This window comes from Bradyrhizobium sp. JYMT SZCCT0428 (assembly GCF_018131075.1).
In the GTDB taxonomy this organism is placed as follows: domain Bacteria; phylum Pseudomonadota; class Alphaproteobacteria; order Rhizobiales; family Xanthobacteraceae; genus Bradyrhizobium.
In genome coordinates this window covers 15,126-37,902 of the sequence record NZ_JAFCLS010000029.1, presented here as the reverse complement: position 1 = coordinate 37,902, position 22,777 = coordinate 15,126, and the positions used below count along the sequence as shown (strand labels likewise).

Sequence of the window (22,777 nt, the reverse complement as noted above, 5' to 3'; positions counted from 1 at the left end):
GCGCGTGCTGCGCCTGATTCTCAAGCGCGGAGGTCCGGCACGCCTAGTCCAGCCGCAGCAGCCGGCCGACGATCGGCGTCGCGCCAGGTTGAGCCTGGGCGTCGACCCGGAACACGATTTCCGACGATTTGAACGAGGCGGCGTACAGACCGCCGGGGACCAGTGCGACGTTCTCGCCGGCGAAATCGACGAACTTGCCCTTGAGCTGGGTGCCGCCGAGCGCGATCTGGTGACGCTCGCCGGCGAGGTCGAGCCGGCGCACCACCAGCGTGCCGCGGCCTTTCGCCTGCACGAACGGCGAGGCGCCGTAAAGCGTGAGCTGCGGCGCGGGCAGCGAAGTGGTTGTGGCGCTGCGGAGCAGGGTGGCGGCGACGGCGCTGGTGTCCTTGGTGGTGGCGTTGGCCTGGTTGGAATCGCAGTTCGTCTTCTCCGCCTTGAGGACGGCTTGATCGACGATGCTCTCCTCGTTGCCGACGACGACGGTGCCGGCGCCGCTGATGGTCTCGCGCCGGCAGGACTTCAAATAGCTGAGCACGACGGAGCCGCCGTCGGCGATCTTGATGACGGACCGGGCCGTCACATAGTCCATGAACTCGGCGCCGGTCACCTTGCCCTTGATGTCCTCGACCACCGCAACCGGTGAATCCGCCGCGGCGGGAGAAGCCAGCGTCAGCAGGCCGAGGCAGGCAACAATCGCACGTTTCATTTTGGTCCCCATTGGAAAGCGCAGGTTCTTTAGTCTCGCCAGCGCCAAAATGGTTTCATGGATGAATCAAAAAATAATTGGCCGGTTCGCCGGCGGAACCGACCGATATCACCTAACGGTCGGCGAGGACAACCATGCCGAAGCCACGGATTCCGCGTCATTCCGATAGCTTTCACGCAATACTGTCGGGATTGTGATGCCAGCGGATTTCGTCCTGTTGTAGCACAGCTCTTCTGTCGCCATCCCAGGCTGAAATCCGCGGCGCAACGGAGCAAGCGACTTTAGGGAGCAGGACGTCATGGCTTTTCGCTTCACCGCGCGGCGTCATATGCAACTCGCCATCACGCTTGTGATGCTGTCTTGCGTGGCCGGCGCGCGCGCCCAGGACGCAAGCCCGACGGCCGTGCAGCAGCAACCCGCCGCGACGCCGACCCCGGGTCAAGCGCTTCCGCCGCAACCGCCGCAGGGCCAGAAGGGCGGGGGACGGCGCGGCGACGCCGCTACCCCGCAGCCGGTCTCCGATCAGCATCGGCTGCCGCCGGATTCCACCACCAAGCAGACGCTGGCGCTGCCCGGGCGCACGCTGGCCTTCACCGCGAACGCAGGTTCGATCCGGCTGTTCGACGAAAAAGGCGAGCCGCAGGCCGACATCGCCTACACCTCCTATCAGCTTGACGGCACCGATCGCGGCACGCGGCCGGTCACGTTCCTGTTCAATGGCGGGCCGGGCGCTTCCTCGGCGTGGCTGCAGCTCGGCACTGCCGGACCGTGGCGGCTGTCGATTACGGGCGATGGCGCGGTGGCTTCCGCTTCGCCCGAGCTTGTGCCCAACGCCGAGACCTGGCTCGACTTCACTGATTTGGTCTTCATCGATCCCGTGAGCACCGGCTACAGCCGCCTCGTCGCGACGGGCGAGGACGCGCGCAAGCGGTTCTTCAGCCTGGATGGCGACGTCAGTTCGATCGCGCTGGTGATCCGGCGCTGGCTCGAAAAATACGACCGGCTGCTGTCGCCGAAATACGTCACCGGCGAAAGCTATGGCGGCATCCGCGGCCCGAAGATCGTCCGCAACCTGCAGACCCAGCAGGGCGTCGGCGTACGCGGGCTGATCCTCGTCTCTCCTTTGCTCGATTACCGCGAATTTTCCGGCTCCAGCCAGCTGCAATACGTCCACAGGTTACCCACCATGGCCGCGGTGGCGCGCGAAGCGAAGGGCCCGGTGAAATGGTCCGATCTCGCCGACGTCGAACGCTACGCGCGCGGCGAGTTCGTGAGTGACCTGCTCAGGGGGCAGGCGGACGCCGAGGCCACCAACCGGCTCGCCGACAGGGTCGCCTCGTTGACCGGCATCGATCAGGCCGTGAGCCGCCGGCTTGCCGGACGCTTCGAGGTCGGCGAATTCCGCAGGGAGTTCGACCGCCGCAACGGCCGGGTGACCGGACGTTATGACGCGTCGGTGTCGGGCTTCGACCCCTATCCGGATTCGGACTCCTCGCATTTCGGCGATCCCTCCGGGGATTCGCTGATGGCGCCCCTGACCAGCGCCGCCGTCGATCTCACCACGCGCAAGCTGAACTGGCGGCCGGACGGCTCGTATCATCTGCTCAACGGCAGCGTCCTCGGTTCCTGGGATTTCGGCCGCGGACCCGCCGAGTCGGTTTCCCAGCTGCGGCAGACTCTCGCGCTCGACCCGAAGATGAAACTGCTGGTCGGCCACGGCCTGTTCGATCTCGCCACGCCGTATTTTGCCTCGAAGATCATCCTCGACGGCTTGCCGGCCTTCGCCAGCCCCGCTCGCGTGAAGCTCGTCGTCTATCCCGGCGGCCACATGTTCTATTCGCGCGACGCCGCGCGGCAGGCGTTTCGCGGCGAGGTTCAGGGGCTGATGAAGTGAGGGCTTCGATGAACGTGGTTCGAAAATTTGCTTCGGGCGAGTGTGCGCGGTGACATGTTCATATCCTAATGGCTCGGTGTTCATCGTTCCCTTGGAAAGGGGCGGAGCCGCCAGGGGGGTCGTCGCGCGAACTGCATCCGAGGGGAGGTTGCTGTTCGGCTACTTCTTCGGTCCTCGACTCCCATCGAAGGCAAAGGCAGATCTCGCTGGTCTCGAACCTGGGAATGCTGTGCTTCGCCTGCGGTTTGGTGATTTGGGGCTACTCAAGGGCCTCTGGCCCGTAATTGGAAAGCTGCCCGACTGGAACCCTGCGAAGTGGCCGATGTCTAGCGCCGTTAGACGCGATCCATTGGGGATACGCAGGCCCGTACTGGTAAGATATGACGACAACGATCCGAGCAAAGTATTGAGCGAAGAGATCTTGGAAAACGATAACGATCTACCCAGTGACGGCTTGGCGGGCTATGGCTTCGTGGAAGCCAAATTGAGTAAGATGTTGGTGTGAGATTTCAATGGAACATGCGGTTATTGCGCATCTCATATTACGGGAAGGCTCGTTCGGGTCAGGCCGCGAGCGTGAAGCTGTCGCTGATCTGGCAGACGAGCTTCAGCGCGCGATCGAAGAACGAGGTGTTGGCGAGTTCGATGGCGAGGAGTTAGGCGAAGGACGTTGTGTTCTTTTTATGTATGGACCCGACGCTGATCAGCTGTTCGAAGTTGCAGAGCCGATACTCAAGGCAGCCTCGTTGGCACACGGTGGCGTTGCGATAAAGCGTTACGGTGACGCAAGGGACCCCGACGCTGTTGAGGTCAAAAGTACATTTGTGACCGCCTTCAGCTAATCCACCCTGCGCAGTGAGCGCCAATCCCGGATATTGAACTGCGCTTTTCCGTACCTATATAGCTTCTGTGCGGCGGCGCCTCGCGCCGCCGCTGCCCTTCTTGGGCGTTTCCTCCCTAGACTTGGGCCGCTTGTTCATTCAAGCGGCCCTTTTTCGTTTGCGTGGATGTGCCGTAATTCTCACGCCGCCTTGTAGGCCGCGATTTTCTTGATCTGCGGCGCGAGCGCGTCTTCGGCCGTTTCGAGATCGAAGCGTGCCTGAATGTTCATCCAGAACGCCGCGCCGGTCTTGAAGAATTTCCCGAGCCGCAGCGCCGTGTCGGCCGTCACGGGCTTCTCTTCGCGCGCGATGCGCTCAATACGGGTGCGCGGCACGTGCAGCGCGGCCGCAACCGCGTAAGGTGTCAGCTTGAGCGGAACAAGAAATTCCTCCCGCAGGATTTCGCCGGGATGAACCGGCGGAAGCTTCTTTGCCATGTGCGAATTCCCGTTACCCCATCTACGGACCTAGAGGCGTCAGGTTATGTTGATGCGGACCGGCGTGCCCTGAGGAACGCTTTTCGTCTTCACGATTAGCTTGCCCATGAGGTGCCAGTAAACATCCAGATTGGATAGCTCTAGATTATCAAGCTCGTCCGCCCCACCAAGGAACAGCGGCTTCCTATACCCCACGCATTGTGTATAGCCGGGCTGGCTTCCCCCGCTGGCCAGCCAGCTTTGATGGAAGTCGATGGCGAGCGCTGCGTCTCCGAACTCGATCAACTCATCGTCGTGGAAGGTCTGAAGGCTGGAAGCTATTTCCAAGGCCTCGCCGGTGCCAGGCTCGAACATGACGACACCAGGTTGTCCCCGTTCGAGCCTCTGTGTGTCCACGGCAAACGCGCGGCCCAACCAGTCATAGCCGAAGCAAATGATCCGCCCGGCAAACTCGGGAAAGGCCAGAGAAACACGTGCCTTCCATTCATCCAAGTCGGTTGCGCGGATCACCCGATACCAACCGCGTCTGAACGACGCGCCTCCGAACCTGCCAATCAATTCATTGAAGGCGAGCACGTCTGACTTAACGGTCGCCCCTTTACCCTCGGAGACTCGGCTGTGGTCAAGCGGAAAATTCCGTTGGAACGCTTCAAACATCAACGATCTCCGAACTTCACTCGTCAATCGCCGCATTATGCGCATAGATGCACTTAATCGACCATCGGTTTAGTGGGTGTCAGCGTCATTGCGCAATTCTCAGGCCGCCTCATAATGTTGAGATGCAGCGAGCAGGTGCGACAAAACAACCCGACGGGCAAGTCGGTGCTGATTTTCGGAAATCGTGTCAAGTGGAAAATTTCTGTAAATCAAAAATATTTCTGTTGTCTGCCGACCCAAATCAGTGTGCATCTATCGCCACCCCGTCCCACTCAGAGGGCGTCGGCCGTCGTCACGGACGTTGGGCGGGTTGCGGTGGACGCTGGGCTCACGTCTGACGACGGCGTGGATCGAGCGTACGGTAAAACCGTGTGGTCCTGGCACCCGTTGCTGGTGTCAAGCTGTCGGAGAAGCGTGAGCTGAACCGTCAGCGACGGAGTCAACCAAGAACTCGTCTCCGGGGAGATCACGGCATAAGCCGTAAAGCCATTGCGCAGGGAAGGCCGGGTGTTCTCCGCTGCCCTGTATGCTCGTGTGCAGCCTTTTTAGTGCAAATCGCACACGGGACCGCGGGTGCAGCGCGCACCCGGTCATCCCTGCGCCCTCATGTTCGAGGGCAAGGAGATTTCTGGCAAAGCTCGGGCGCGTTGCGTCGCGAGAATGCTGAGGTATGTGCTTGAGCTTGGCGACAAATGATTCCCCGTCATCCCCGCGCAACGGCTGCGCCGTTGTCGCTGGAGGTGCGAGCGCAGCGAGCCTCGAAGGATGAATCGGCCACAGTCGGGCCGTCGTCCTTCGAGGCGCGCAAGAGCGCGCACCTCAGGATGACGGATCTGAGAAGGCGCGCGGCGATATGGATTGCTTCGCTTCGCTCGCAATGACGCGGACAGGGCTACGTCCCGCCGATGCTGTGGGAGTTTGCGGATATCTTACGAGTTCGTGCCGGAAGCGGCGCGCGGCGAAGCCTCGGCCAGCGATCGTCCGACGTGCCCCAGCATCCTGCTGGCCTGCGCGGCGCTATGGTCGAGCAGCCAGCGGCCGAACGCATCGGGCGACAGCGCCCGGGCGTAGAGAAATCCCTGCACGACGTCGCAGCCAAGTTCGGTCAGCAAATTCAGCTGCCCGTCGCTTTCGACGCCTTCCGCGACGACGGTGAGATGCAGGCTCTGGCCAACGCGAACCACCGATGTCACGATCGCCAGCGCGCTGGGGTCGCTCTCGACATCGCCCATGAAGCTGCGGTCGATCTTCAACTCGCGGATCGGCAGATGCGCCAGCCGGCTCAGGCTCGAATAGCCGATGCCGAAATCATCCAGCGACAGGCCGACCCCCAGGTCGCGAAGCGCATGCATCGTCTCGATCGCAACCGAGCGCTCGTTCATGATCACGCCTTCGGTGATCTCGAGCATCAGCACTTCCGGCGGCAGGTCATGGTCTGCGAGAATCCCGACGACCGTTGCGGCGAGGTTCGGGTTCTGGAAATTGATCGGCGACAGATTGACCGATACGCAGGGGATATCCACGCCGGCCGCGCGCCATTCCGCCATTTGCCGGCAGGCCTCGCGGAGCGACCACATGCAGATCTGTTCGATCAGTCCGCACTCTTCGGCGAGCGGGATGAACTTCGAAGGCGAGACTTCGCCGAGCTCCGGATCATACCAGCGCGCCAGCGCCTCGACGCCATAAATGCCGCCGTCGCTGGTCCGGATCTGCGGCTGATACTGCAATTGCAGAACGTCGTTGGCGAGCGCGCGCCGCAGCGCCGCGCTGTGGGCCAGCCGCTGTTCGGCCAGCCGGTCCATGTCGGCGCTGAAGAAACGAAACGTGGAGCGGCCGGCCTGCTTGGCCTTGTACATGGCGGCATCCGCCTGCTGGATCAGCGTATCGATATCGGTCGCGTTGTCCGGATACATGCTGATGCCGATGCTGGCGGACATCGCGACCTGCTTGGCGCCGATCTGAATCGGATTGACCAGGGCCTCCGTCATCCGCGACGCCATCAGCGAGGCTTCGGCCGCGTTGCGGTTCGGCAGCACGATCACGAATTCGTCGCCGCCGAGCCGCCCCAGCATGTCGCCCGGCTGGATCTGCGCGCGCAGGCGCTGGGCAAATCCGACCAGCAATTCGTCGCCGGCCGAGTGTCCGAGCGTATCGTTGACGTCCTTGAAATTATCGATGTCGAGAAACGCCAGCGCAACGTGTCCACCGCCGGCGCAGGCATTCGTCGCCTCGAGGATCAGATCGCGCAGGCGCGCGCGGTTCGGCAGGCCGGTCAGCATGTCGTAATAGGCGAGCCGCGCGATCTGGGCGCGGGCCTCCTTGCGCTCGATCGCGAGCCCGCCGAGATCGACGCAGGCGTCGACGATCCGCTGATGCCAGCGGCTGGGCGCGCGACATTCCCGATAATAGAACGCGAAGGTCCCGATCACGCGGCCGTCCTTGCCCTTGATCGGAGTGGACCAGCAGGCGCGCAGGCCAACCTCGAGCGGTCGGGTCTTGAACGGCTGCCAGCGCGGGTCGGTGTCGATGTCCTCCGCCAGCACCGGCTTGCCGAAATAGGCCGCGGAGCCGCAGGAGCCGATGTTTGGACCGATCGCGACGCCGTCCAGCGCCCGCGAATAGTCCTCGGGAAGGCTGGGGCCGCCCAGCGGGTGAACCAGTCCGCCGGCGTCGATGTGCAGCAACGAGGAGACGACGTCAGGGGCGATCTCTTCGACGCGCCGGCAAAGTCGGTCGGCGATGTCGGCGATCGGGATTTCATCGGCCAGCGCGCTCATGATCAGCTGCTGCAGCGAACGCAGCTGCTTGGTCTCGGTGATGTCGGTCAGCAGCGCGAACATGTAGTTGGACCGTCCGCGCCCGTCGCGGAATGTCTTGACGTTGGCCGAGACCCAGATCTCGTCGCCGTTCTTGTCGTAGGCGAGGACTTCCTCTTCGCCGCCGGCTTCCTCGCCGACCCAGCGTCGCAGCCTGGCCAGGGTCCTGCGGTCGGTACAGCGGCCCACCAGCAGTTCGCCTGCAAACCGGTCCTTCGCCTCTTCAAGCGAGTACCCGAACATTCCCGTAAACGCGGCGTTGGTGTAGACGACCCTCAGATTGTGATCGGTGACGACAACGGCGCGGCTGGTCCGGTCGGCGACCAGCGAGAGCAGGGCCAGCCTTTCACGCCGGGCGACCTCCTTGGTGATGTCCCGCACGAATGCGATGGTGCGGCACTGACCGTCGATCTCGATGTTCGAAAGCCACAGCGCCACGCGAATTCGGCTGCCATCCTTGCGCGCGATCGTGATCTCGGCGTTGCGTCCATTTGGAACGTCGTTGCGGCTCACCTGGTCCGAGGCGGGCGTCGCGACATGATGATGTTGCAGGTCCTTGAGCCCGAGATCGCCGACATGGCGGCCGAGCGCTGCTGCGCGGTTCAGCCCGAAGATCAGTTCGGCCGCGGCGTTGCAATAGCTGACGTGAAGATCGCGATCCAGGATCAGCACGGCGTCGTTCGCCCGCTCAAGCGCGGCCAGCAGAACGTCCGGCGTTTCGGCCGCGGGGTAATCGCCTGTGCTCATCATCCAACCCTGATGCGCGCCTGGAACCCATCGGGGCCTTGGTCCGGTGGGGCGGCGGCGTCATTTTGGTGAAAAGCCTAGGCGAGCATGGGTGTTGAAATGGTTCTTCGATCCCGCCTTGGCTGGCGGAAAGAGATCATCCTTAAGGATTCGCTAATAAATAGCCGAGGCAACCGGCCTCAGCGGCCGGCCTGCAGCGCAATTTCCGCGTGCGTGGTGCAAAAAGGAAAGGTGCCGACCGCGGACTGCGTCGGCACCCGTCCATTTTCGTATTCTTGCTCGTATTCCTGCCGCGAGGCCGTTAACGGCTCAGTAAACCAGACCGGTTCCCGGCGGCTTTTCGAGGGCCGCGGCGAGCGAGCGGTATTCGTCACTCGATGTGCCGGCAAGCGCCGCGATCTTGTTCAAGTGGTATTGCGCGGATTCGCGGTTGCCCTGTTCGACCTGCCACAGGCCGTAATATTGCCAGGTCTTGACGTGGTTCGGATCGGCCTTGAGCGCGCGCTCGTACCAGATCTGCGACACCTTGTAGTCGCCGAGCTGGCGATAGGAATAACCGATCAGATTGGCGACCGCGGCGCTGTCGTCGCGGCCGAGCGCCTTCAACTGTTCGATCGCCGAGGCGTAGTCGTGGCGATCGTAGATCGCGGCATAGGCGGCGCGATAACCGGTTGCAAATGCGGTTTCCTGCGCGCTCGGGCGCACTTCGCTCGATCGCTTCTTCTTTTTGTCGGGCGGCGGCGGCGGATCGCTGTCGGGTGCGGCGTAGACCACGCTGACGACGGGAGCCGCCGTCAGCGCCAGCGTCAACATCGCCAGCGTCAGAAGTCTGATAGCAAGTTTGGTCATGCGTCTCTCCAGTTGAACAGATCAAGAAACCCGACTTCGAGAAAATCAGTAGAAAAGGACGGTGCCACCAGGCGATCCTATACCGAAGCTCGCTGATTTGAACACCTGGCGGTTGGGAACATTCCCGCCCCTTTGATGCCATTCCCGTGATTTTTGCGCTGCGGCCCTATGGCGCCGGGAACATGACGAAGATGTCATGCAGATGAACGAAGTCCGGTGTCGCGCTTCACGACGGGTTCAGCGCGTGGTCGCTAGCGTCGTCTGCATGATCAGCGAGGGTCGGTCACGTGGCCGGAGAGTCCTGCGATCCATGGAAGAGGAGACAACCATGTTCAAGACCATTTCCGCAGCGCTGCTTGCCGTATCGGTTCTCGCCGCACCCGCGCTGGCCGGTTCGCCCGGCAAGACCATGCACGCGCCGATCAGGGCGGAGCAGGCGAACGCGAAGTTCTTCAATGCCAATGCGCGGATGGGCCGCCATCACCACAAGCATTATCGCCACCATCATCGCCACCACAAGCACATCGGCTTGCTGAAGACGCACACCACGCCGAAAGTCGTGATCAAGCACGTTCCGCACGGCAAGCGCGGCTGATAACTGAGCCGCGGGCGCGGTTCGATCCCCATTCCCCCGACGCGCCGGCGGGTATCAGGCCAACCCACGCGCCATTGCTTCCCCAATGGCCGTGGGTTGGAGCCGTTTTCAGCGGTCCGATCCGGGCGCGATAACCGAGTTGCGAATTCCATTTCGGCGCCGCCCGGTCTAAGAGATAGCCTCGGGGGCAGGTGGAAGACTTAACGCTTGGGGACATCAGCAAAATTTGCGGCGATCCTGTTGCTGCCGATCGTGCTCGCGGCCTGCGCGGGCAGCGATGAGGGCAGGAGCATCACCTATACCGACGATCGCGGCGTCTCCAATCAGCCGTTTCCCAACAATTACAAGGGCGAGATACTCTCGTTCATGAAGACCTATCTCAACAATCCGGTCGGCGTGCGTAACGCCGCGATGGCGGAGCCGATACAACGCGTCGTCGGGGGACGGCTTCGTTACGTCAGTTGCCTGCGCTTCAGCCCGCGCGATTCCGACGGCAATTACGCCGAACCGCGCGAACGCGCGATACTTTACGTCGACGGCCGGCTCGATCGCATTATTGAAAACGCCAGCGAGCCCTGCGCCGGTGCGGTCTATGCGCCATTCCCCGACATGGAAAAGATGACGCGGTAGCGCTCCGCGCTCAGGATTACGCGCGTTGCTTTGCCGCCGCGGGGCTTGCCGGCGCGCCGTTCGGCGTATCCTGCATTGATTTGAGCAGGTTGTTGCGCACCGTGACCACTGCCTTCTGCAGCTTGGGGAATTCCTCCGGCGAAAGCCCGGAAGCCTTCACCAGATTTCTTCCTCCGAGTTTTTCGCGCAGGCCCCGCCCGGCCTCGGTCAGGCTGACCAGCACCTGGCGCTCGTCGGCGGCATCGCGCTGCCGGCGCAGGTAGCCCATGGTCTCGAGCTTCTTCAGGATCGGGGTCAGCGTGTTGGATTCGAGAAACAGCTTTTCGCCGAGACTTGAAACCGTCTGGTTGTCGTTTTCCCACAACGCCACGATCGCAATGTATTGCGTGTAGGTGAGGCCGAGTTCATCGAGAAGCGGTTTGTAGGCCCGGCCAAAGGCGAGGTTGGCCGAGTAGACCGCAAAGCACAGAAAGTCGGCGAGCTTGGGATCCGATGGCCGTGGATCCGAAGCCGTTGGGTTCGAAGGCTTGGTCGGTTTCATCCTGATGCTCCCGGACACCTGATCGTGACGTCAGGTGAGCATATATATCGGATACGATTAAATCGGAAGGGTTGACTTCAGGATCAATAATTATATCGTATCCGAATTAATCGTACTCGATGTACATCCAAGGAGACCCAAATGTCCGACAACATCAACCTTGGTCGCCGCCGTTTTCTTAGCGCCGCGGCCGTGACGCTGGCAACCGCCCAGGTGGCTTTGGCCGGTCCGGCCGTCGCGCAGTCCGGTAACGCCAAACCGGTGAGTGCGGTCAAACCGGGCGCGCACACGTCGTTTCCTGTCATCAAGCAGGTCAATGCCGGCCTCCTCAATGTCGGATACGCCGAAGCAGGGCCCGCCGATGGTCCCCCGGTCATCCTGCTGCACGGCTGGCCCTATGACATTCACGCCTTCGTCGATGTCGCGCCGATCCTGGCCTCCGCCGGCTTCCGGGTGATCGTGCCGCATCTACGCGGCTACGGCACCACACGGTTTCTCTCCAGCGACACGCTCCGCAACGGTCAGCAGGGCGCACTCGCCGTCGACGTCATTGATCTGATGGATGCGCTCAGGATCGAGAAGGCGGTTGTCGCCGGGTTCGACTGGGGCGCGCGGACGGCGGACATCGTCGCGGCGATCTGGCCCCAGCGGGTCAAGGCGCTGGTCGCGGTGAGCGGCTATCTGATCGGCAGCCAGCAGGCCAACAAGGCGCCGCTGCCGCCGAAGGCCGAGCTTTCGTGGTGGTACCAGTATTATTTCACCACTGAGCGCGGCCGGGCCGGCTATGAGAAATACACCCGCGATTTTGCCCGGCTGATCTGGCAGACGGCTTCGCCGAAGTGGAATTTCGACGACGCCACGTTCGAGCACAGCGCGGCCTCCCTCGACAATCCCGATCATGTCGCGATTTCGATCCACAATTATCGCTGGCGGCTCAGTCTGGCCGAGGGCGAGGCGAAATATGACGATCTGGAGAAGCGGCTTGCCGCATTCCCGGTGATCTCGGTGCCGTCAATCACCCTCGAAGGTGATGCCAATGGCGCCCCGCACCCTGATCCTGCCGCCTATGCCAAGAAGTTCTCAGGCAAATACGCGCACCGCCTGATTACCGGCGGTATCGGGCACAATCTGCCCCAGGAGGCGCCGCAGGCGTTTGCCGAGGCGGTGATCGAGGTTGCCGGCTATTGAGCCGGGACGGGCTTCCGGGAGCCTGAAACAGGGCATCCCGGAAACCCCGAATGGCGCACTTTAGCGGAAGGGTCCCCGGCCGAAAAGATGAACGGAATTCAATCACTTTTTGGCGACCCTTGAACCTTACCTTAGTTATCTCCGACATCAACAAAGCGGGATACCCACCGGTTAACGCTGGAAAAAACCTTATATGCGAGGGAACTAAAGCGCTTTGTTGCCGCGCCGTCACAGTTGAGCACCTTCAGGTGCTCCGGCATTGCCGCAAAGCAACCTAATTGAGGTCACGTTGTTTGGCTTGATGACGGAACGTTAGTCACGGGGAATGAAGATGAAAAAGATTTTGCTCGGCGCTGCCGCGCTGGCCGTAATGGCGGCTCCTGCTTTCGCGGCGGACATCCAGCCTCGCCCTTATACCAAGGCGCCGGCCTACACCGCGCCGGCGCTGGTCTATAACTGGACCGGTTTCTACATCGGCGGCCACGTCGGCGGGGCCTTTGCGGGTACCGACTCCCTGCAAAGCAGCGACGCGCGCTTCCTCGGCGGTGTGCAGGGCGGCTTCGACTACCAGTTCGCGCCGAACTGGGTGGTGGGTGCCGAAGCCCAGTACAGCTGGCTGAGCGGCAATAATAGTGGTGCGCTGTTCCCGGGCGGTACGCTCGTGACTACCAGTACCGACCAGCTCGGCTCAGTGACCGGCCGGGTCGGTTACACTTGGGGTCCGGCGCTGCTCTACGCCAAGGGCGGTTATGCCTGGCGGGACGGCAACAATCTCGGTGTCACCGTGGGCGGCCTGCCGGCGGGCTTCACCACCAGCGGCAACCGCAAGGACGGCTACACCGTCGGCGGCGGTCTCGAATACATGTTCGCGCCCAACTGGTCGGCCAAGGCCGAGTACCAGTATTATGATTTCGGCAAGACCACCTTCACGGCTGGCCCCGCCGACATCACCGGCCAGAGCTTCCGGAACGACGAACACACCGTCAAGGTCGGCGTGAACTACCGGTTTGGCTGGGGTGGCCCCGCGGCCTCCAAATACTGATACGGGCTGCTACGTAACCAGACGAGAAAGGCCGGCGGGAAGCCGGCCTTTTTGTTTTCAGAAGGCGCTGCAGGAGGGCACGAAGCGCTATCCGCAGCTGTTGGCAGCCCGCAAAAAAATAATTTTCGCGGTGCACGCAACTTTTTGTCATCTTCGGCTATTATGGTCCAGTCGGCTGGTTGGACAATCAAACATGCGTGCTTTTGCGTTAGGGCTGATATTTTCCGCAGCGTCGCTGCCATGCCTTGCCCAGACTGTCCTGAAATCAGAACCGCTCATCCTTGCTCCCTATGAAATCGCCTTCGTGCAGGACGCCAACTGTCCGGTTGGGAAGGTGCTCAAGGTGACCGGCGCGATCAGGGGACTGAACCGCCGCAAGGCTTGCGTCGTGCTCGCCTCGGAACAGGCTTCTCTGGCAGCCGCGACGCCTTAAGAAGGCGGTCGTTCGATTTTTTACTCGGGCCGTAAGGCTGGGCGGGTCCCCTGCGGCCTCTATCTCCGTCAGCAATACCCGCGAAGCGGCCGATCAGGCCGCTTTCGAACCCAATTGCAGCACCGAACGGGCGTCGCGCTCGGCCTCGGCCTTGTTGCGCGCCGGATCTTCGTCCGGGTCCGGCTGGCAGGGCTTGATCTCGTAGTCATTGTCCAGCACCGGCCGCGGTTCCTGCCTCTCCTCATCCGAAACCGCATCGACCACGAGCCCCGACTGTCGGGCCAGCCTCCAGACATCGGCCTCGGTCGGATAGGCCTTGCTCAACTTGGCCTCTTGGCAGAACAGCGCGTAGGGCATGCGTGGGGGCTCCAGCAAAAACGGTCAACGTTGCAGCCCCATTTGGGTTTCAGGCTTGGCTGCTATGCCGTTCTTTCAGAGCTGGGAAGGCCAAAATGGCTCGTTTCGGCCCTTTTTTGGCAGAGTCCCTGAGTCGTAAACGAGTCATGAATCCCGCGAAAAAGAATCCCCGAGACTCCTCAGCTAGAATCGCTGGATGTTTCGGCCATGAGAACGATCCTCCAGACTCACTCCTGCGAGCGTGTCCAACTCACGCTCACGGTCGCGCTGCTGGTGGCCTGCGCGGCCAATGTCGCGCTGGTCTACGCCTGGCTCTAGGCCGGAGCGATTGACGGCGCGCTCGATCCAACCATCATGCAACACAACAAGGTCGGACCGTTAAGGCGGCCCGATAACATCGTGGGGTGGGACGGCAATGATCGAGACGCTGCAGGCGCGGGTCAATGGCGATACGGGATTGGTCCGGCGCGGACGGTATTTGACGACCAGCTTTCTGCTCGAAGTCGGCCAATCGGCCTTCCTGATTTCGATCTATGAGGGGCGCATCGTGTCGGTGACGCCAGGTCCCTTCGTGATGCCGTCATCTGCCTTTGCGCTTCGCGCCTCCGAGGAGGAATGGAAAAAGTTCTGGAGCGAGCGCCCGCCGCCGGGCTCCAACGATTTGCTGGCGCTGATCAAGCGGCGCGTGCTGAGGGCCGAAGGCGATCTGCAGATCTTCATGGCCCATCTGCGTTACTTCAAGGAAGCACTCGCCAAGCTTCGCGCCACGGGAGCTGGCGCATGAGCGCGAGGTTCGAGCCAATCGTCGGCCGCTACATGCATCTGGAATTGTTCGGCCGGCCGCACCGCATCTATGTCGAGCAAGCGGGCGAGGGCGCACCGTTACTGTGCCTGCACACCGCGGGCAGCGACGGCCGGCAATACCGCGCGCTGATGAACGATGCGCGCGTCACCTCAAAACATCGCGTCGTCGCCTTCGACATGCCCTGGCACGGCAAATCCTCGCCGCCGGCCGGCTGGCACGACGAGGAATACCAGCTCACCTCGGCGCAATACACGACCATGGTCCTAGAAATTTCAGCGGCGCTCGAGCTCGACAAGCCAATCCTGATCGGCTGCTCGATCGGCGGCCGCATCGCGCTGCATCTGGCGCTCGAACACCCCGAGCGCTTTCGCGCCATCATCGGCCTGCAGGCCGGCGCGCATGTCGATCCGTATTACGATTTGAACTTCCTGCACCGGCCGGATGTGCATGGCGGCGAGGTCTGCGGCGCCATCGTCTCCGGACTGGTGGGCCCCGATGCGCCGGAACGTGAGCGTTGGGAAACGATCTGGCACTACATGCAGGGCGGGCCCGGCGTCTTCAAAGGCGATCTCTATTTCTACAAGCTCGACGGCGACATCCGCGGCCGCGTCGCACAGATCGATACCAGGCGCTGTCCGCTGTTTCTGCTGTCCGGCGAGTATGATTACTCCTGCACCCCGGAGGAGACGCTGGCCGTGGCCAACAGCATCAGAGGTTGTGAAGTCACCATCATGAAGGGGATCGGCCATTTCCCGATGAGCGAAAATCCGGAGCTGTTTCTGACGCACCTGCTGCCGGTGCTGGAGAAGATCGGCAGGGCCTAAAGGGTCTTCAAGCGAAGTGGATTCCGGTTCGCGTCAGGTCAAACAAAAAGACCTGAGCGAGTGGCTATTTACCCAGCGGCGGCGGTGCGGTGTCTTCGCGCAGCGCGGCGTGGACCTTGGCCATGGTGGCGCTGCAATAGGCCTCGCGCTCGCGGTTGAAGCGTTCCTGATGCGCGCGGAAATTGGCGACACGGGCGCGGATCTCGGACTGGAAATCGACCTTGGGCTCGGGACGTGCGCTCTGGACCGGCTTCGGCGGCGCGACGGAGATGGTTTCGCCCAGCATCGCCTCGATGTCAGGCATCGACACCGCGGGCGTGGGTTTGGGCACGTCAAAGGGTGCGGGCGCTTCCGGGCTGACGAAAGAGGCCGGATTCGCGAGGAATTGCGCGGCGTCCGGCTTCTTCCCGGTCACCGATTGCACGAATGCCATTGTCTGCGCGATCAGGAGGTCGCGTTCTTTCATCCATTTCATCGCACACCTCAGCCTAAATCATTCCAGCAAAAGGCCTTTGTGGAATCAAGTGCAAGTGTTGAACTTGGCTAATGAAGGCATTCGATTTGCCGGCGAGGTGACAAAAGGGCGACACATACCCTGCGTAGCGCCTCCGCCAGCGGGTGCTATCGGGGCGCCGCAGGGCCCAGACACAAAATGGCGAAAACAACCCCATGCAAAGTAGAATAGGCAACCCGCACGCACGGGTGTGCCTTGCGTAAGGCATGAGGAAAGAGCGTCGGCCGTCACAGCCGGACGCTCTTCCTGATTAGCGCTCGCGTGGATTGGTGTTGGGCACGAACGGCGCGCCGATCACCCGAACCGGCGTTTGGTCGACAAGACGGGCCGGTTGCCGTGTCGTCGGCGAAGCCGCGACGGTGGACGAGGGCGAAGACGTCGCGGCGGCCGACGACGAAGACGTCGCGGCGGCGGCATAGACCGGCCTTTGTTGGCTCACAGCGGAGGCGGGCTCCCAAAAGCCGGCGGCGCCTGCGATCACACCACTCACCAGCGTCACGCCGGTGAGCAACACCAGATTGCAGTTTTCTTCCCGAATTCTCATGCAGAAAAAACGTGATCGGCCGGGGTTGGTTCCGGGAGGCCACGGGAACCCAAAATGCCGCAGGCTTCGGATGGAACAAAGATTAAATGTGCACTTCGTAACACAGGGCTCGGAACGATTCCCGCGTTGCAACGTAAGGTCTGCGGGCAGGCAAGCGGGAGAAAGCAGCGGTGGTGGGCAGGCAGTATCTGACGCGTCAGGCAACTACGCTCCTCAAATTCGCACGGACAGTCACGGACCCGAACGTGGCAGCGGGCCTGGTCGAGAAGGCCGCCGATCTCAAATCCCAGGTCGATGATCCGAACCGGTCGGACAAGAGTCCGAGAGCGCCGGATGTCGAGCGGACCAGCAGTCGATAACGCAGCTACGCCGACATGCAGGAAGGCCGCATAGTCTGCGCTCGCAAGCGGACGTGCGATCACATAACCGCCATCCGGAACTCCGTTGAATCATCGGAACAGGACTCCGTTTCCCAAAACCGCAAAAATTAACCTGCGCAAGTTCCCGCAACAGGCTCGCTTGGCAGGCGTTAGCCCGGCAACGGAAAGGAGCGCATATGCGAAAGATAGGATTAACTCTCGCAGCCGTTGCCGCGCTTGCGACAACCGCTGTGGTCAACTCGCCGGCCGAGGCCCGCGGCGGGCGTAACGCGGCGATCGGCTTCGGTGTGGCCGCAGGCGTGCTGGGCGCGGCCGCGGCAGCCAATGCCTACAACAACGGTTACTACTATGGCCCGAGATACGGCTACTATGGCGGTGGGCCGTATGCCTATTACGATGATGGCCCGCGATACTATCGCCGCCACTATCATCGCCACTACCATCATTGGTAACGAAGAGGCCCGGAGCAATCCGGGCTTTTTCTTTGCGCTGGTCAGATAAACAGCTTGGCGACGGCCAGCACGATCAAAGCAGCAATGCAGAGATACATCAGGCCGAATAGGCGCCGGTCCTGTTTGGCGTGCCGTTCGGAAATCTTACCAGTCATGAAATCGGTAAATGGATCTTGCACGGTGGCCCTCTGAAGCAAGGCCGTACAGGTTCTGATTTGCGATTCTCCGTCAAGAGTCGCTTGAGATTTTTTGATGTTGCGGTCTGCATAAAGCGGCTCGCAGAGCACGGCGCCAAAACTGTTCACTGTGAATAGCGAGGATAACGGGAGTCTCGCCGTGGCTGTGAATATCGAGGATTGAGGGCAGAAAAGCTACTTGGGTGTCTGACAGTTCGAAGCGCGCTCTTCGGAACCGTATTCGTCAAGCCGTTGTTCGGGAGGTGCCATGTTGAAATATAATGGTGTCAGCTCTCCGGCTGCTTATATCTGCCATGTGGTTTGCTTCTTTATCGGTTGGGCAGCGCTCGCGCTTTCACCCTCAATCGGGTGAAAGTCGATCACTCCGAAGGGCCGAGCTGGAAACCATTTTCAAGATTGCCAGACGGCTGGCCTGCGATACGGCGCTGGATGCTGATGTAAATGGCGCAAGCGTTGTTGTCGTATATGTGCCTTTGAACGCGACTGGTTCCGGTTGAGAGGATTGGACTCCCAATCTTCGGTTTATAAAACCGTCCCGCATTCAATTATATCAATACCTTACGGCGACCGTGACCTATTGTCGGAAAATGTCATTTTTTGTGAACAGTTTGACAAGGCCGCTATCCAGAGCCAGCGCGTTAGGTTAAGTGACCCAAGGTTGGGACAACCCCGGAGTGATCATGACAACAGTGCAGGCCATTGCATTTGGGGCCATGCTAGCTTGGACCCCAGCGCTTATCATAATGGCGTTCTTGTTGTGGGATGTTCCCGACCTCGACGAGAAAGAATAGCCTCGTTGCGTCGCCGGTGTCGCCGCGCGTCGCCTTGCCGTCGACCTGACAAACCATTTCCATTTTCGATCGAAGTCCTGGACCACGCTGAACTCAATGCGCCGATACGCCATGAGTCAGCGTGGCTGCAAGTCGTGCAAATTGGTCGTCCCCCAGTTTGGCTTGCGTACTGCGCGGACCAGGGCGCGCTTCACGAAGCCCGGTATCATCGAGTTCGGCGGACCCACAATCGCGTGTCTCATTCGTAACCAGTCCGGCGCACAGCCCAGCAAATTGGGAAGAGTTTAGTCTTTGTGTTCGGTCCAGCTGCGTTCGCCGCACTGACATTCAAACATTCGTACCGTCAAGCCACGGGTTGGGTCCATCATCTTGTGAACCACTTTGGGCTGCGCGCCACACCTGCACCTGCGATGCTCGCGCTTCTCCGGTCCTGAGAGTTTATCGTTGCTTAAGTCGTCCATTACTCACCCCGCCAAAGGTGAGTCAGTAAGTTGCTAACTGCGCTTTGGTTCCCACGCGCTCGCGGAAAAATGCGCATCACCCGAATGGGTTATCATTCAAGTAAAACCACTAACGGTGAGGCCGCAACCGTTAAGCAAACAAACGCGCGCCGCCCGGTGTGTACTCGCGAAAGTCCCGGACTCTTGCAGCCACAGCCAGCCGCCGCGCGGTCGCGAGATCGTTCCAACAGCTTCCGCGCGGCCTCTCAGGACCGGAATAGGGGCGGTCGGCACTTGGCTTCATGCGTGCTGCGAATCTATGCGCTGGCGCCGATACTCGACGAAGTCGGCTTCCGTGCATCGTGATCGGCGCAACCAAGGAGGCCGCCAACCGAGGTACTCCAAACTAGTTCGGAACGATCAACCGAGTTGCGGTAATTTGGCTAACCGTAGGCTGCCGTTTTCCGCGTTGCCCACGGTTGGAATGGCGGCCCCAACTCAGCCCCCAGCCCCGAGGTTGGGGCCGCTTCTCAGCGGCATTGCAAATGGAAGAGGCCGCCAACTGAGGCGGCCAACAAGGCGAACCATAGAATGCTGATGCCATCATGGCCGCGCGCTTTGCTGTTTTTGAAACGAGGCAAGTTGCCGCCTATTCCCCACACGGTGAGTGTATGAGCTCCAGCGAAAAAGCGGCCGTCAAGGTGCCAGTGGCCCGCGGCGGCCAGAGGCGAGAGCGAGTGATCGTTGGGGTGGCCTTCTTTGTTCCTGTTGTCCTTGCAATGGCAGGTTGGTTCTACCTACTCAGCAAGCTCCTTGCGAAGACCTACGACTGGCTGTTTGCATGATTGCAGCGGAGCGCGCCGCGCTCAGCCATTGGTCGATTGGGTATTCTTGCGCCGGCTTTGCTGCCCAATGAAAAAGGCCGCAGGCGTTGCGCGCTGCGGCCCGTCCGGGAAAATTGATTGTCAGTGCAATGACAATACTCCCAACCCCGGTAGCGTCGAATCTGCCGCAAGACTTGCGAGCGGGGGAGTCTTAATTGGTGTTCCGAGAAGCGAAACATCCTGGATGTTGCTAGGCGGTGACAGTTCCTCGCACCGCTCAAGAGACACTAGTGCCGGTTGAGAGGATTGAACTCCCGACCTTCGGTTTACAAAACCCATTTCCATGTGATCTCCAAAATTCAAGTTATGCCTGTTTTGTAAGGGGTTTAGTGCTTCTAGCCTGTATCAACCGCTGCTCTTGTTCCTGTTTTTGGTCCTGATGCCTCCCGGCCGAACATCGCGATTTGCTTCTCTTCTGGGGTGAGATAGGCGAGATACATTTCCGTCGTCTTGATCGATGTGTGGCCCAGACGCTGCTGCAAAACGTAGATAGATCGGCCACTTTTCAGCCAGTTGACGGCGTGTACGTGGCGCAGATCGTGGAAGGTGAAGCGCCGGAACTCCTGGTCCTGTTTTTGGGCCTGTTCCGCTACTGCTTTCACCACCCGCTTGAAGTTGCTCGAGACCTGCAAAAACGGCTTGGCTGGCTGCTGCCCTCGAGACCGTCCCTTGGCTATCCGGCGGTGCCAGAACAGAGCCTTCGTCTCGAGCGAGGCGGGCAGGGAACTGAATAGCTCGAGTCCAAAATCCTCCCCATCGTCCTCGAGGTCGATCACCCGCAGCTTGTTCCGCTTGCCGATGACGGTCAGTTGCTTCCGGGCCTTGTCGAGGTGTCGGCGCTGGCTCTTGGCGAGCTCGTCCAACCGAGCGCCGGTCTTAACCGCAGCACGGATCATCTCAGCGAACAGGCCGGGCGCCCGAGCAATGACCATCTGAATATGCCCCGGATCCGGCAATACGATCGGGTCGCGGCGCTCCTGGAGACGGGATTTCCGGCGGCCTCCGGGCTTTAGCCACGCCATGACCGGGTTCGATTCCATCCATTCTTCGTCGACGCAATACCCGCAGACGCTCGAGAGGGCGGTAAGGTCGCGCTTGATTGTGGCGATCGTTACCTTGATCGGGTGCTTTTTCCCGACCGGGACATAGGGAATATCTCGCCGGGACTCGACGATGGCGCCAATCAGCTTCTTGTCGATCTGGTCTAGGTAAAGGCCCTCGAGGTACGGCTGGAGAACCGCCAGCGAGGACGTGTAGCGTGTCAAAGTCTTGCCGCCGACTTCGTTCACGATGTATAGGCCCCACGCCTCCATCGCTTCCGCGAACGTTCGGCGCTGGTCTCCGTACCGCTGCGCCGCTACTACTCGAGCGCGTTCGGTTTTGCGGCGGCTAGCCGCAACCTTTGGATCGTCTGTCCGTAATGACCATTTGATGTCGCCGCCGCTGGTCTGTATCCGACCGTAGAGTGTACCGTTGCGCCAGAAGCAGCCCTTAGGGGCCTTGCGTGGTTTGCGCTTTGGCGTGTCTGTCGTTCCTTTTCGGAGACAAAGGCGTCCAGGAGGGTAATATCAAACGACCAAACGCCGCGCATTTTGGCGGCGCCGGGGATTTCGCCACGAGCGGCCATATCCCGGATTGTACGCGGCTCCTCGGCCAGCCGGGATACCGCGCCATCCATTTTGCAGCGGTTTCTCGTGCTGCGGGGAGACATTTTACGCGGCCTTCTCAGCCTGGCGCGGCTTGGTGTGAACCTTGATCGTGCCGTCCGGCTGGATTTCGATCACTGAGATTTCCTCGCCGGCATTGCGTGTCCCGGCGATCACGCGCTTAAGATCGGGCAAGTGGAATGATGGCGGCTTCCGCGTCATGGTACGTTTCCTCCAATAAAAAACCCGCGATGGACGGAGTCCATGCGGGTGACCAGTTCGGGGCGGTGTGATGGTGGGTAGCCAAGAGTAGCAACAAAAAAACGCCCGGCGGGGTTGCCCCTCGGACGCGATTCTCACTTATACCTAGGAATGCACCATAACCGTTACGGTTACGCAACCCCCTAAGAGTGGGATTTCGCCTGTTCACAAAGAATATCCTATTTTTCTAGTGTTTGCTGGCTCTAGAGCCTGTGGATTGCCTTCAGGGGGCGATGCGCACCGCGGACAAAACAGCCCATGTCACTCCCGGTGCCCGCGCGCTTCGCAGCTTCGACATTTTGTCGAAGTTGATCAAAAGTGCCCGCCGGGCTGCTTTCTCAGGCCGATCGGTCCGAGCAATCAGTTACGACATTTTGTCGTAGTTGAACGACGATCTGTGCCGCCTTAACCGGCTCTGGCTCGGTCAGAAAGCCGCGCACAAGTCGCTCAGCCGCGCGGAGAACGAGCAATGCGTCCTCCGGGTCGTTGGGCAACGCCGCGACGACTTGGATGGCGTGTACTCGGTGCTCGTGCTGTTCCTTCGCGGTCATGCCGTCCGCCCTTCGATCGTCGTCACGTTCGACGGGATGGTGGCGAGATCTAGTGCAACCTCAACATTTTGTTGAGGTTGCGCGAGATCGACAAGACGGCTGTCCGGCAAGCGCGCATTGGCTTCAGTTACGACATTTTGTCGTAATGGACCGTGCTCTAGATCGCTGCCATCTTCGTCATCGACGTCTGGCTCGTCGTCAACGTCCGGCTCGTCGTCGCTGGTGTCGAGTTCGCAATCGGACAACCAGCCGGCGCCGCTACCGCCGGCCCCCCAGCATGTCTGATCGTCGGCCCGGTCAGGCGAACCGAGGCTAGGCTCTTCGTCGTCTACCTCCTCGTCGTCGCTGTCGGGCTCAAGGTCCGGGTCTAGGTCGCTGGCATCTAGGAAGGCTAGCAGGCGTTCGATCTCGTCAGCCGCCTTGGTGCGAAGCTTACAGACCCTTTCGCGCTTCCTAGCCTGTGCAGCCAGTCGAGCGGCTAACGTTTCCTGTGAGGGCGCTGGCGGGGTTGCAGACGTGTTTAGAGGTGGCGTGCTAAGCACGCTGTCAGCCTGGGTCATTTGGATTCTAGTCCTGTTTGGCTCGGGTTAGGCCCGGCGCGGGAGCTACTACCTTCCCGCCGGGCTGCCCTTTATGTTATCATAGCCCATGGTCAAATCAAGTTATGATAACATAGCAAAACCGGTCAGAAAGCGATCTGCCGTGACCGGTACAC

General features: G+C 61.0%; 27 protein-coding genes. 13 read left to right on the top strand and 14 right to left on the bottom strand.

Annotated elements, in window-relative coordinates:
- Positions 1-43: 43 nt before the first annotated feature.
- Entirely contained in the window at positions 44-706 is a 663-nt protein-coding gene (locus JQ575_RS26825) for a hypothetical protein (protein WP_212036132.1), read from the bottom strand.
- Between the two features lie 298 nt (positions 707-1,004).
- Between JQ575_RS26825 and JQ575_RS26820 the strand changes: the two genes are divergently transcribed.
- From JQ575_RS26820 to JQ575_RS26810, 3 genes are read left to right on the top strand one after another with little or no spacing between them, the layout of a single operon-like run.
- Positions 1,005-2,600 (top strand): S10 family serine carboxypeptidase-like protein, encoded by a 1,596-nt coding sequence (locus JQ575_RS26820; protein WP_212036131.1) that lies wholly within the window; start codon positions 1,005-1,007, stop codon positions 2,598-2,600.
- A 40-nt stretch (positions 2,601-2,640) separates the two neighbouring features.
- Positions 2,641-3,105 (top strand): Imm26 family immunity protein, encoded by a 465-nt coding sequence (locus JQ575_RS26815; protein WP_312016032.1) that lies wholly within the window; start codon positions 2,641-2,643, stop codon positions 3,103-3,105.
- Between the two features lie 7 nt (positions 3,106-3,112).
- Positions 3,113-3,442 (top strand): hypothetical protein, encoded by a 330-nt coding sequence (locus tag JQ575_RS26810; RefSeq protein WP_212036129.1) that lies wholly within the window; start codon positions 3,113-3,115, stop codon positions 3,440-3,442.
- 179 nt (positions 3,443-3,621) lie between these two features.
- Here JQ575_RS26810 and JQ575_RS26805 read toward each other — a convergent pair whose 3' ends face one another.
- The 4 genes from JQ575_RS26805 to JQ575_RS26790 form a co-directional block, all read right to left on the bottom strand.
- On the bottom strand, positions 3,622-3,918 hold the full coding sequence (locus JQ575_RS26805) for a HigA family addiction module antitoxin (RefSeq protein WP_192733985.1): 297 nt from the start codon (positions 3,916-3,918) through the stop codon (positions 3,622-3,624).
- 39 nt (positions 3,919-3,957) lie between these two features.
- Positions 3,958-4,575, bottom strand: a complete 618-nt coding sequence (locus JQ575_RS26800; protein WP_212036128.1) for a T6SS immunity protein Tdi1 domain-containing protein — start codon at positions 4,573-4,575, stop codon at positions 3,958-3,960.
- 929 nt (positions 4,576-5,504) lie between these two features.
- Positions 5,505-8,138: an EAL domain-containing protein gene (locus JQ575_RS26795; protein WP_212036127.1), complete on the bottom strand. Its 2,634-nt coding sequence runs from the start codon at positions 8,136-8,138 to the stop codon at positions 5,505-5,507.
- 309 nt (positions 8,139-8,447) lie between these two features.
- Complete coding sequence (locus tag JQ575_RS26790) at positions 8,448-8,987, bottom strand: lipopolysaccharide assembly protein LapB (protein WP_212036126.1); 540 nt, start codon at positions 8,985-8,987, stop codon at positions 8,448-8,450.
- A 328-nt stretch (positions 8,988-9,315) separates the two neighbouring features.
- Between JQ575_RS26790 and JQ575_RS26785 the strand changes: the two genes are divergently transcribed.
- Positions 9,316-9,582 (top strand): His-rich protein BRANT, encoded by a 267-nt coding sequence (locus tag JQ575_RS26785; protein WP_211998036.1) that lies wholly within the window; start codon positions 9,316-9,318, stop codon positions 9,580-9,582.
- 207 nt (positions 9,583-9,789) lie between these two features.
- Positions 9,790-10,212, top strand: coding sequence for a hypothetical protein (locus JQ575_RS26780; protein WP_212036125.1), 423 nt, complete (start codon positions 9,790-9,792; stop codon positions 10,210-10,212).
- Positions 10,213-10,228: 16 nt separating this feature from the next.
- On the opposite strand, the gene JQ575_RS26775 is transcribed toward JQ575_RS26780, so the two are convergent.
- Entirely contained in the window at positions 10,229-10,753 is a 525-nt protein-coding gene (locus JQ575_RS26775; protein ID WP_212036124.1) for a MarR family winged helix-turn-helix transcriptional regulator, read from the bottom strand.
- A gap of 141 nt (positions 10,754-10,894) precedes the next feature.
- On the opposite strand from JQ575_RS26775, the gene JQ575_RS26770 reads away from it, so the two are divergent.
- The 3 genes from JQ575_RS26770 to JQ575_RS26760 all read left to right on the top strand — a co-directional run bounded on the left by JQ575_RS26770 (position 10,895) and on the right by JQ575_RS26760 (position 13,416).
- Positions 10,895-11,941, top strand: coding sequence for an alpha/beta fold hydrolase (locus tag JQ575_RS26770; protein ID WP_212036123.1), 1,047 nt, complete (start codon positions 10,895-10,897; stop codon positions 11,939-11,941).
- Between the two features lie 331 nt (positions 11,942-12,272).
- The gene (locus JQ575_RS26765; protein WP_212036122.1) at positions 12,273-12,983 is read left to right on the top strand and encodes an outer membrane protein; all 711 of its coding nucleotides are present in this window, start codon (positions 12,273-12,275) and stop codon (positions 12,981-12,983) included.
- A 193-nt stretch (positions 12,984-13,176) separates the two neighbouring features.
- The gene (locus tag JQ575_RS26760) at positions 13,177-13,416 is read left to right on the top strand and encodes a hypothetical protein (protein ID WP_212036121.1); all 240 of its coding nucleotides are present in this window, start codon (positions 13,177-13,179) and stop codon (positions 13,414-13,416) included.
- Between the two features lie 93 nt (positions 13,417-13,509).
- Here JQ575_RS26760 and JQ575_RS26755 read toward each other — a convergent pair whose 3' ends face one another.
- Positions 13,510-13,773, bottom strand: a complete 264-nt coding sequence (locus tag JQ575_RS26755) for a hypothetical protein (protein ID WP_212036120.1) — start codon at positions 13,771-13,773, stop codon at positions 13,510-13,512.
- Positions 13,774-13,980: 207 nt separating this feature from the next.
- Here JQ575_RS26755 and JQ575_RS26750 point away from each other — a divergent pair, with 207 nt between their 5' ends.
- The 3 genes from JQ575_RS26750 to JQ575_RS26740 all read left to right on the top strand — a co-directional run bounded on the left by JQ575_RS26750 (position 13,981) and on the right by JQ575_RS26740 (position 15,402).
- Positions 13,981-14,091, top strand: a complete 111-nt coding sequence (locus tag JQ575_RS26750) for a glucose transporter (RefSeq protein ID WP_209851245.1) — start codon at positions 13,981-13,983, stop codon at positions 14,089-14,091.
- A 97-nt stretch (positions 14,092-14,188) separates the two neighbouring features.
- Positions 14,189-14,557 carry a hypothetical protein gene (locus JQ575_RS26745; protein WP_212036119.1) on the top strand — a complete coding sequence of 123 codons (369 nt, stop codon included), beginning with the start codon at positions 14,189-14,191 and terminating at the stop codon, positions 14,555-14,557.
- Positions 14,554-15,402: an alpha/beta fold hydrolase gene (locus JQ575_RS26740; RefSeq protein ID WP_212036118.1), complete on the top strand. Its 849-nt coding sequence runs from the start codon at positions 14,554-14,556 to the stop codon at positions 15,400-15,402. Before JQ575_RS26745 ends, JQ575_RS26740 begins: the two co-directional genes overlap by 4 nt.
- A gap of 64 nt (positions 15,403-15,466) precedes the next feature.
- Here the strand turns inward: JQ575_RS26740 and JQ575_RS26735 are convergent, their stop codons facing one another.
- Together JQ575_RS26735 and JQ575_RS26730 are read right to left on the bottom strand one after the other, a co-directional pair.
- Positions 15,467-15,877 carry a hypothetical protein gene (locus JQ575_RS26735; RefSeq protein WP_212036117.1) on the bottom strand — a complete coding sequence of 137 codons (411 nt, stop codon included), beginning with the start codon at positions 15,875-15,877 and terminating at the stop codon, positions 15,467-15,469.
- 289 nt (positions 15,878-16,166) lie between these two features.
- On the bottom strand, positions 16,167-16,460 hold the full coding sequence (locus JQ575_RS26730) for a hypothetical protein (RefSeq protein ID WP_212036116.1): 294 nt from the start codon (positions 16,458-16,460) through the stop codon (positions 16,167-16,169).
- Between the two features lie 556 nt (positions 16,461-17,016).
- On the opposite strand from JQ575_RS26730, the gene JQ575_RS26725 reads away from it, so the two are divergent.
- Complete coding sequence (locus JQ575_RS26725) at positions 17,017-17,292, top strand: hypothetical protein (RefSeq protein WP_192733970.1); 276 nt, start codon at positions 17,017-17,019, stop codon at positions 17,290-17,292.
- 41 nt (positions 17,293-17,333) lie between these two features.
- Here JQ575_RS26725 and JQ575_RS26720 read toward each other — a convergent pair whose 3' ends face one another.
- Positions 17,334-17,597, bottom strand: coding sequence for a hypothetical protein (locus JQ575_RS26720; RefSeq protein WP_212036115.1), 264 nt, complete (start codon positions 17,595-17,597; stop codon positions 17,334-17,336).
- A gap of 1,728 nt (positions 17,598-19,325) precedes the next feature.
- Here JQ575_RS26720 and JQ575_RS26715 point away from each other — a divergent pair.
- Positions 19,326-19,565, top strand: coding sequence for a hypothetical protein (locus JQ575_RS26715; RefSeq protein WP_212036114.1), 240 nt, complete (start codon positions 19,326-19,328; stop codon positions 19,563-19,565).
- Positions 19,566-19,939: 374 nt separating this feature from the next.
- Here the strand turns inward: JQ575_RS26715 and JQ575_RS26710 are convergent, their stop codons facing one another.
- The 4 genes from JQ575_RS26710 to JQ575_RS26695 all read right to left on the bottom strand — a co-directional run bounded on the left by JQ575_RS26710 (position 19,940) and on the right by JQ575_RS26695 (position 22,622).
- Complete coding sequence (locus tag JQ575_RS26710; RefSeq protein ID WP_312016031.1) at positions 19,940-20,893, bottom strand: site-specific integrase; 954 nt, start codon at positions 20,891-20,893, stop codon at positions 19,940-19,942.
- 423 nt (positions 20,894-21,316) lie between these two features.
- Positions 21,317-21,472: a hypothetical protein gene (locus JQ575_RS26705; RefSeq protein WP_212036113.1), complete on the bottom strand. Its 156-nt coding sequence runs from the start codon at positions 21,470-21,472 to the stop codon at positions 21,317-21,319.
- Between the two features lie 377 nt (positions 21,473-21,849).
- Complete coding sequence (locus JQ575_RS26700; RefSeq protein WP_212036112.1) at positions 21,850-22,062, bottom strand: hypothetical protein; 213 nt, start codon at positions 22,060-22,062, stop codon at positions 21,850-21,852.
- The gene (locus tag JQ575_RS26695; protein WP_212036111.1) at positions 22,059-22,622 is read right to left on the bottom strand and encodes a hypothetical protein; all 564 of its coding nucleotides are present in this window, start codon (positions 22,620-22,622) and stop codon (positions 22,059-22,061) included. The genes JQ575_RS26700 and JQ575_RS26695 overlap by 4 nt, the downstream gene beginning before the upstream one ends.
- Between the last annotated feature and the right edge of the window lie 155 nt (positions 22,623-22,777).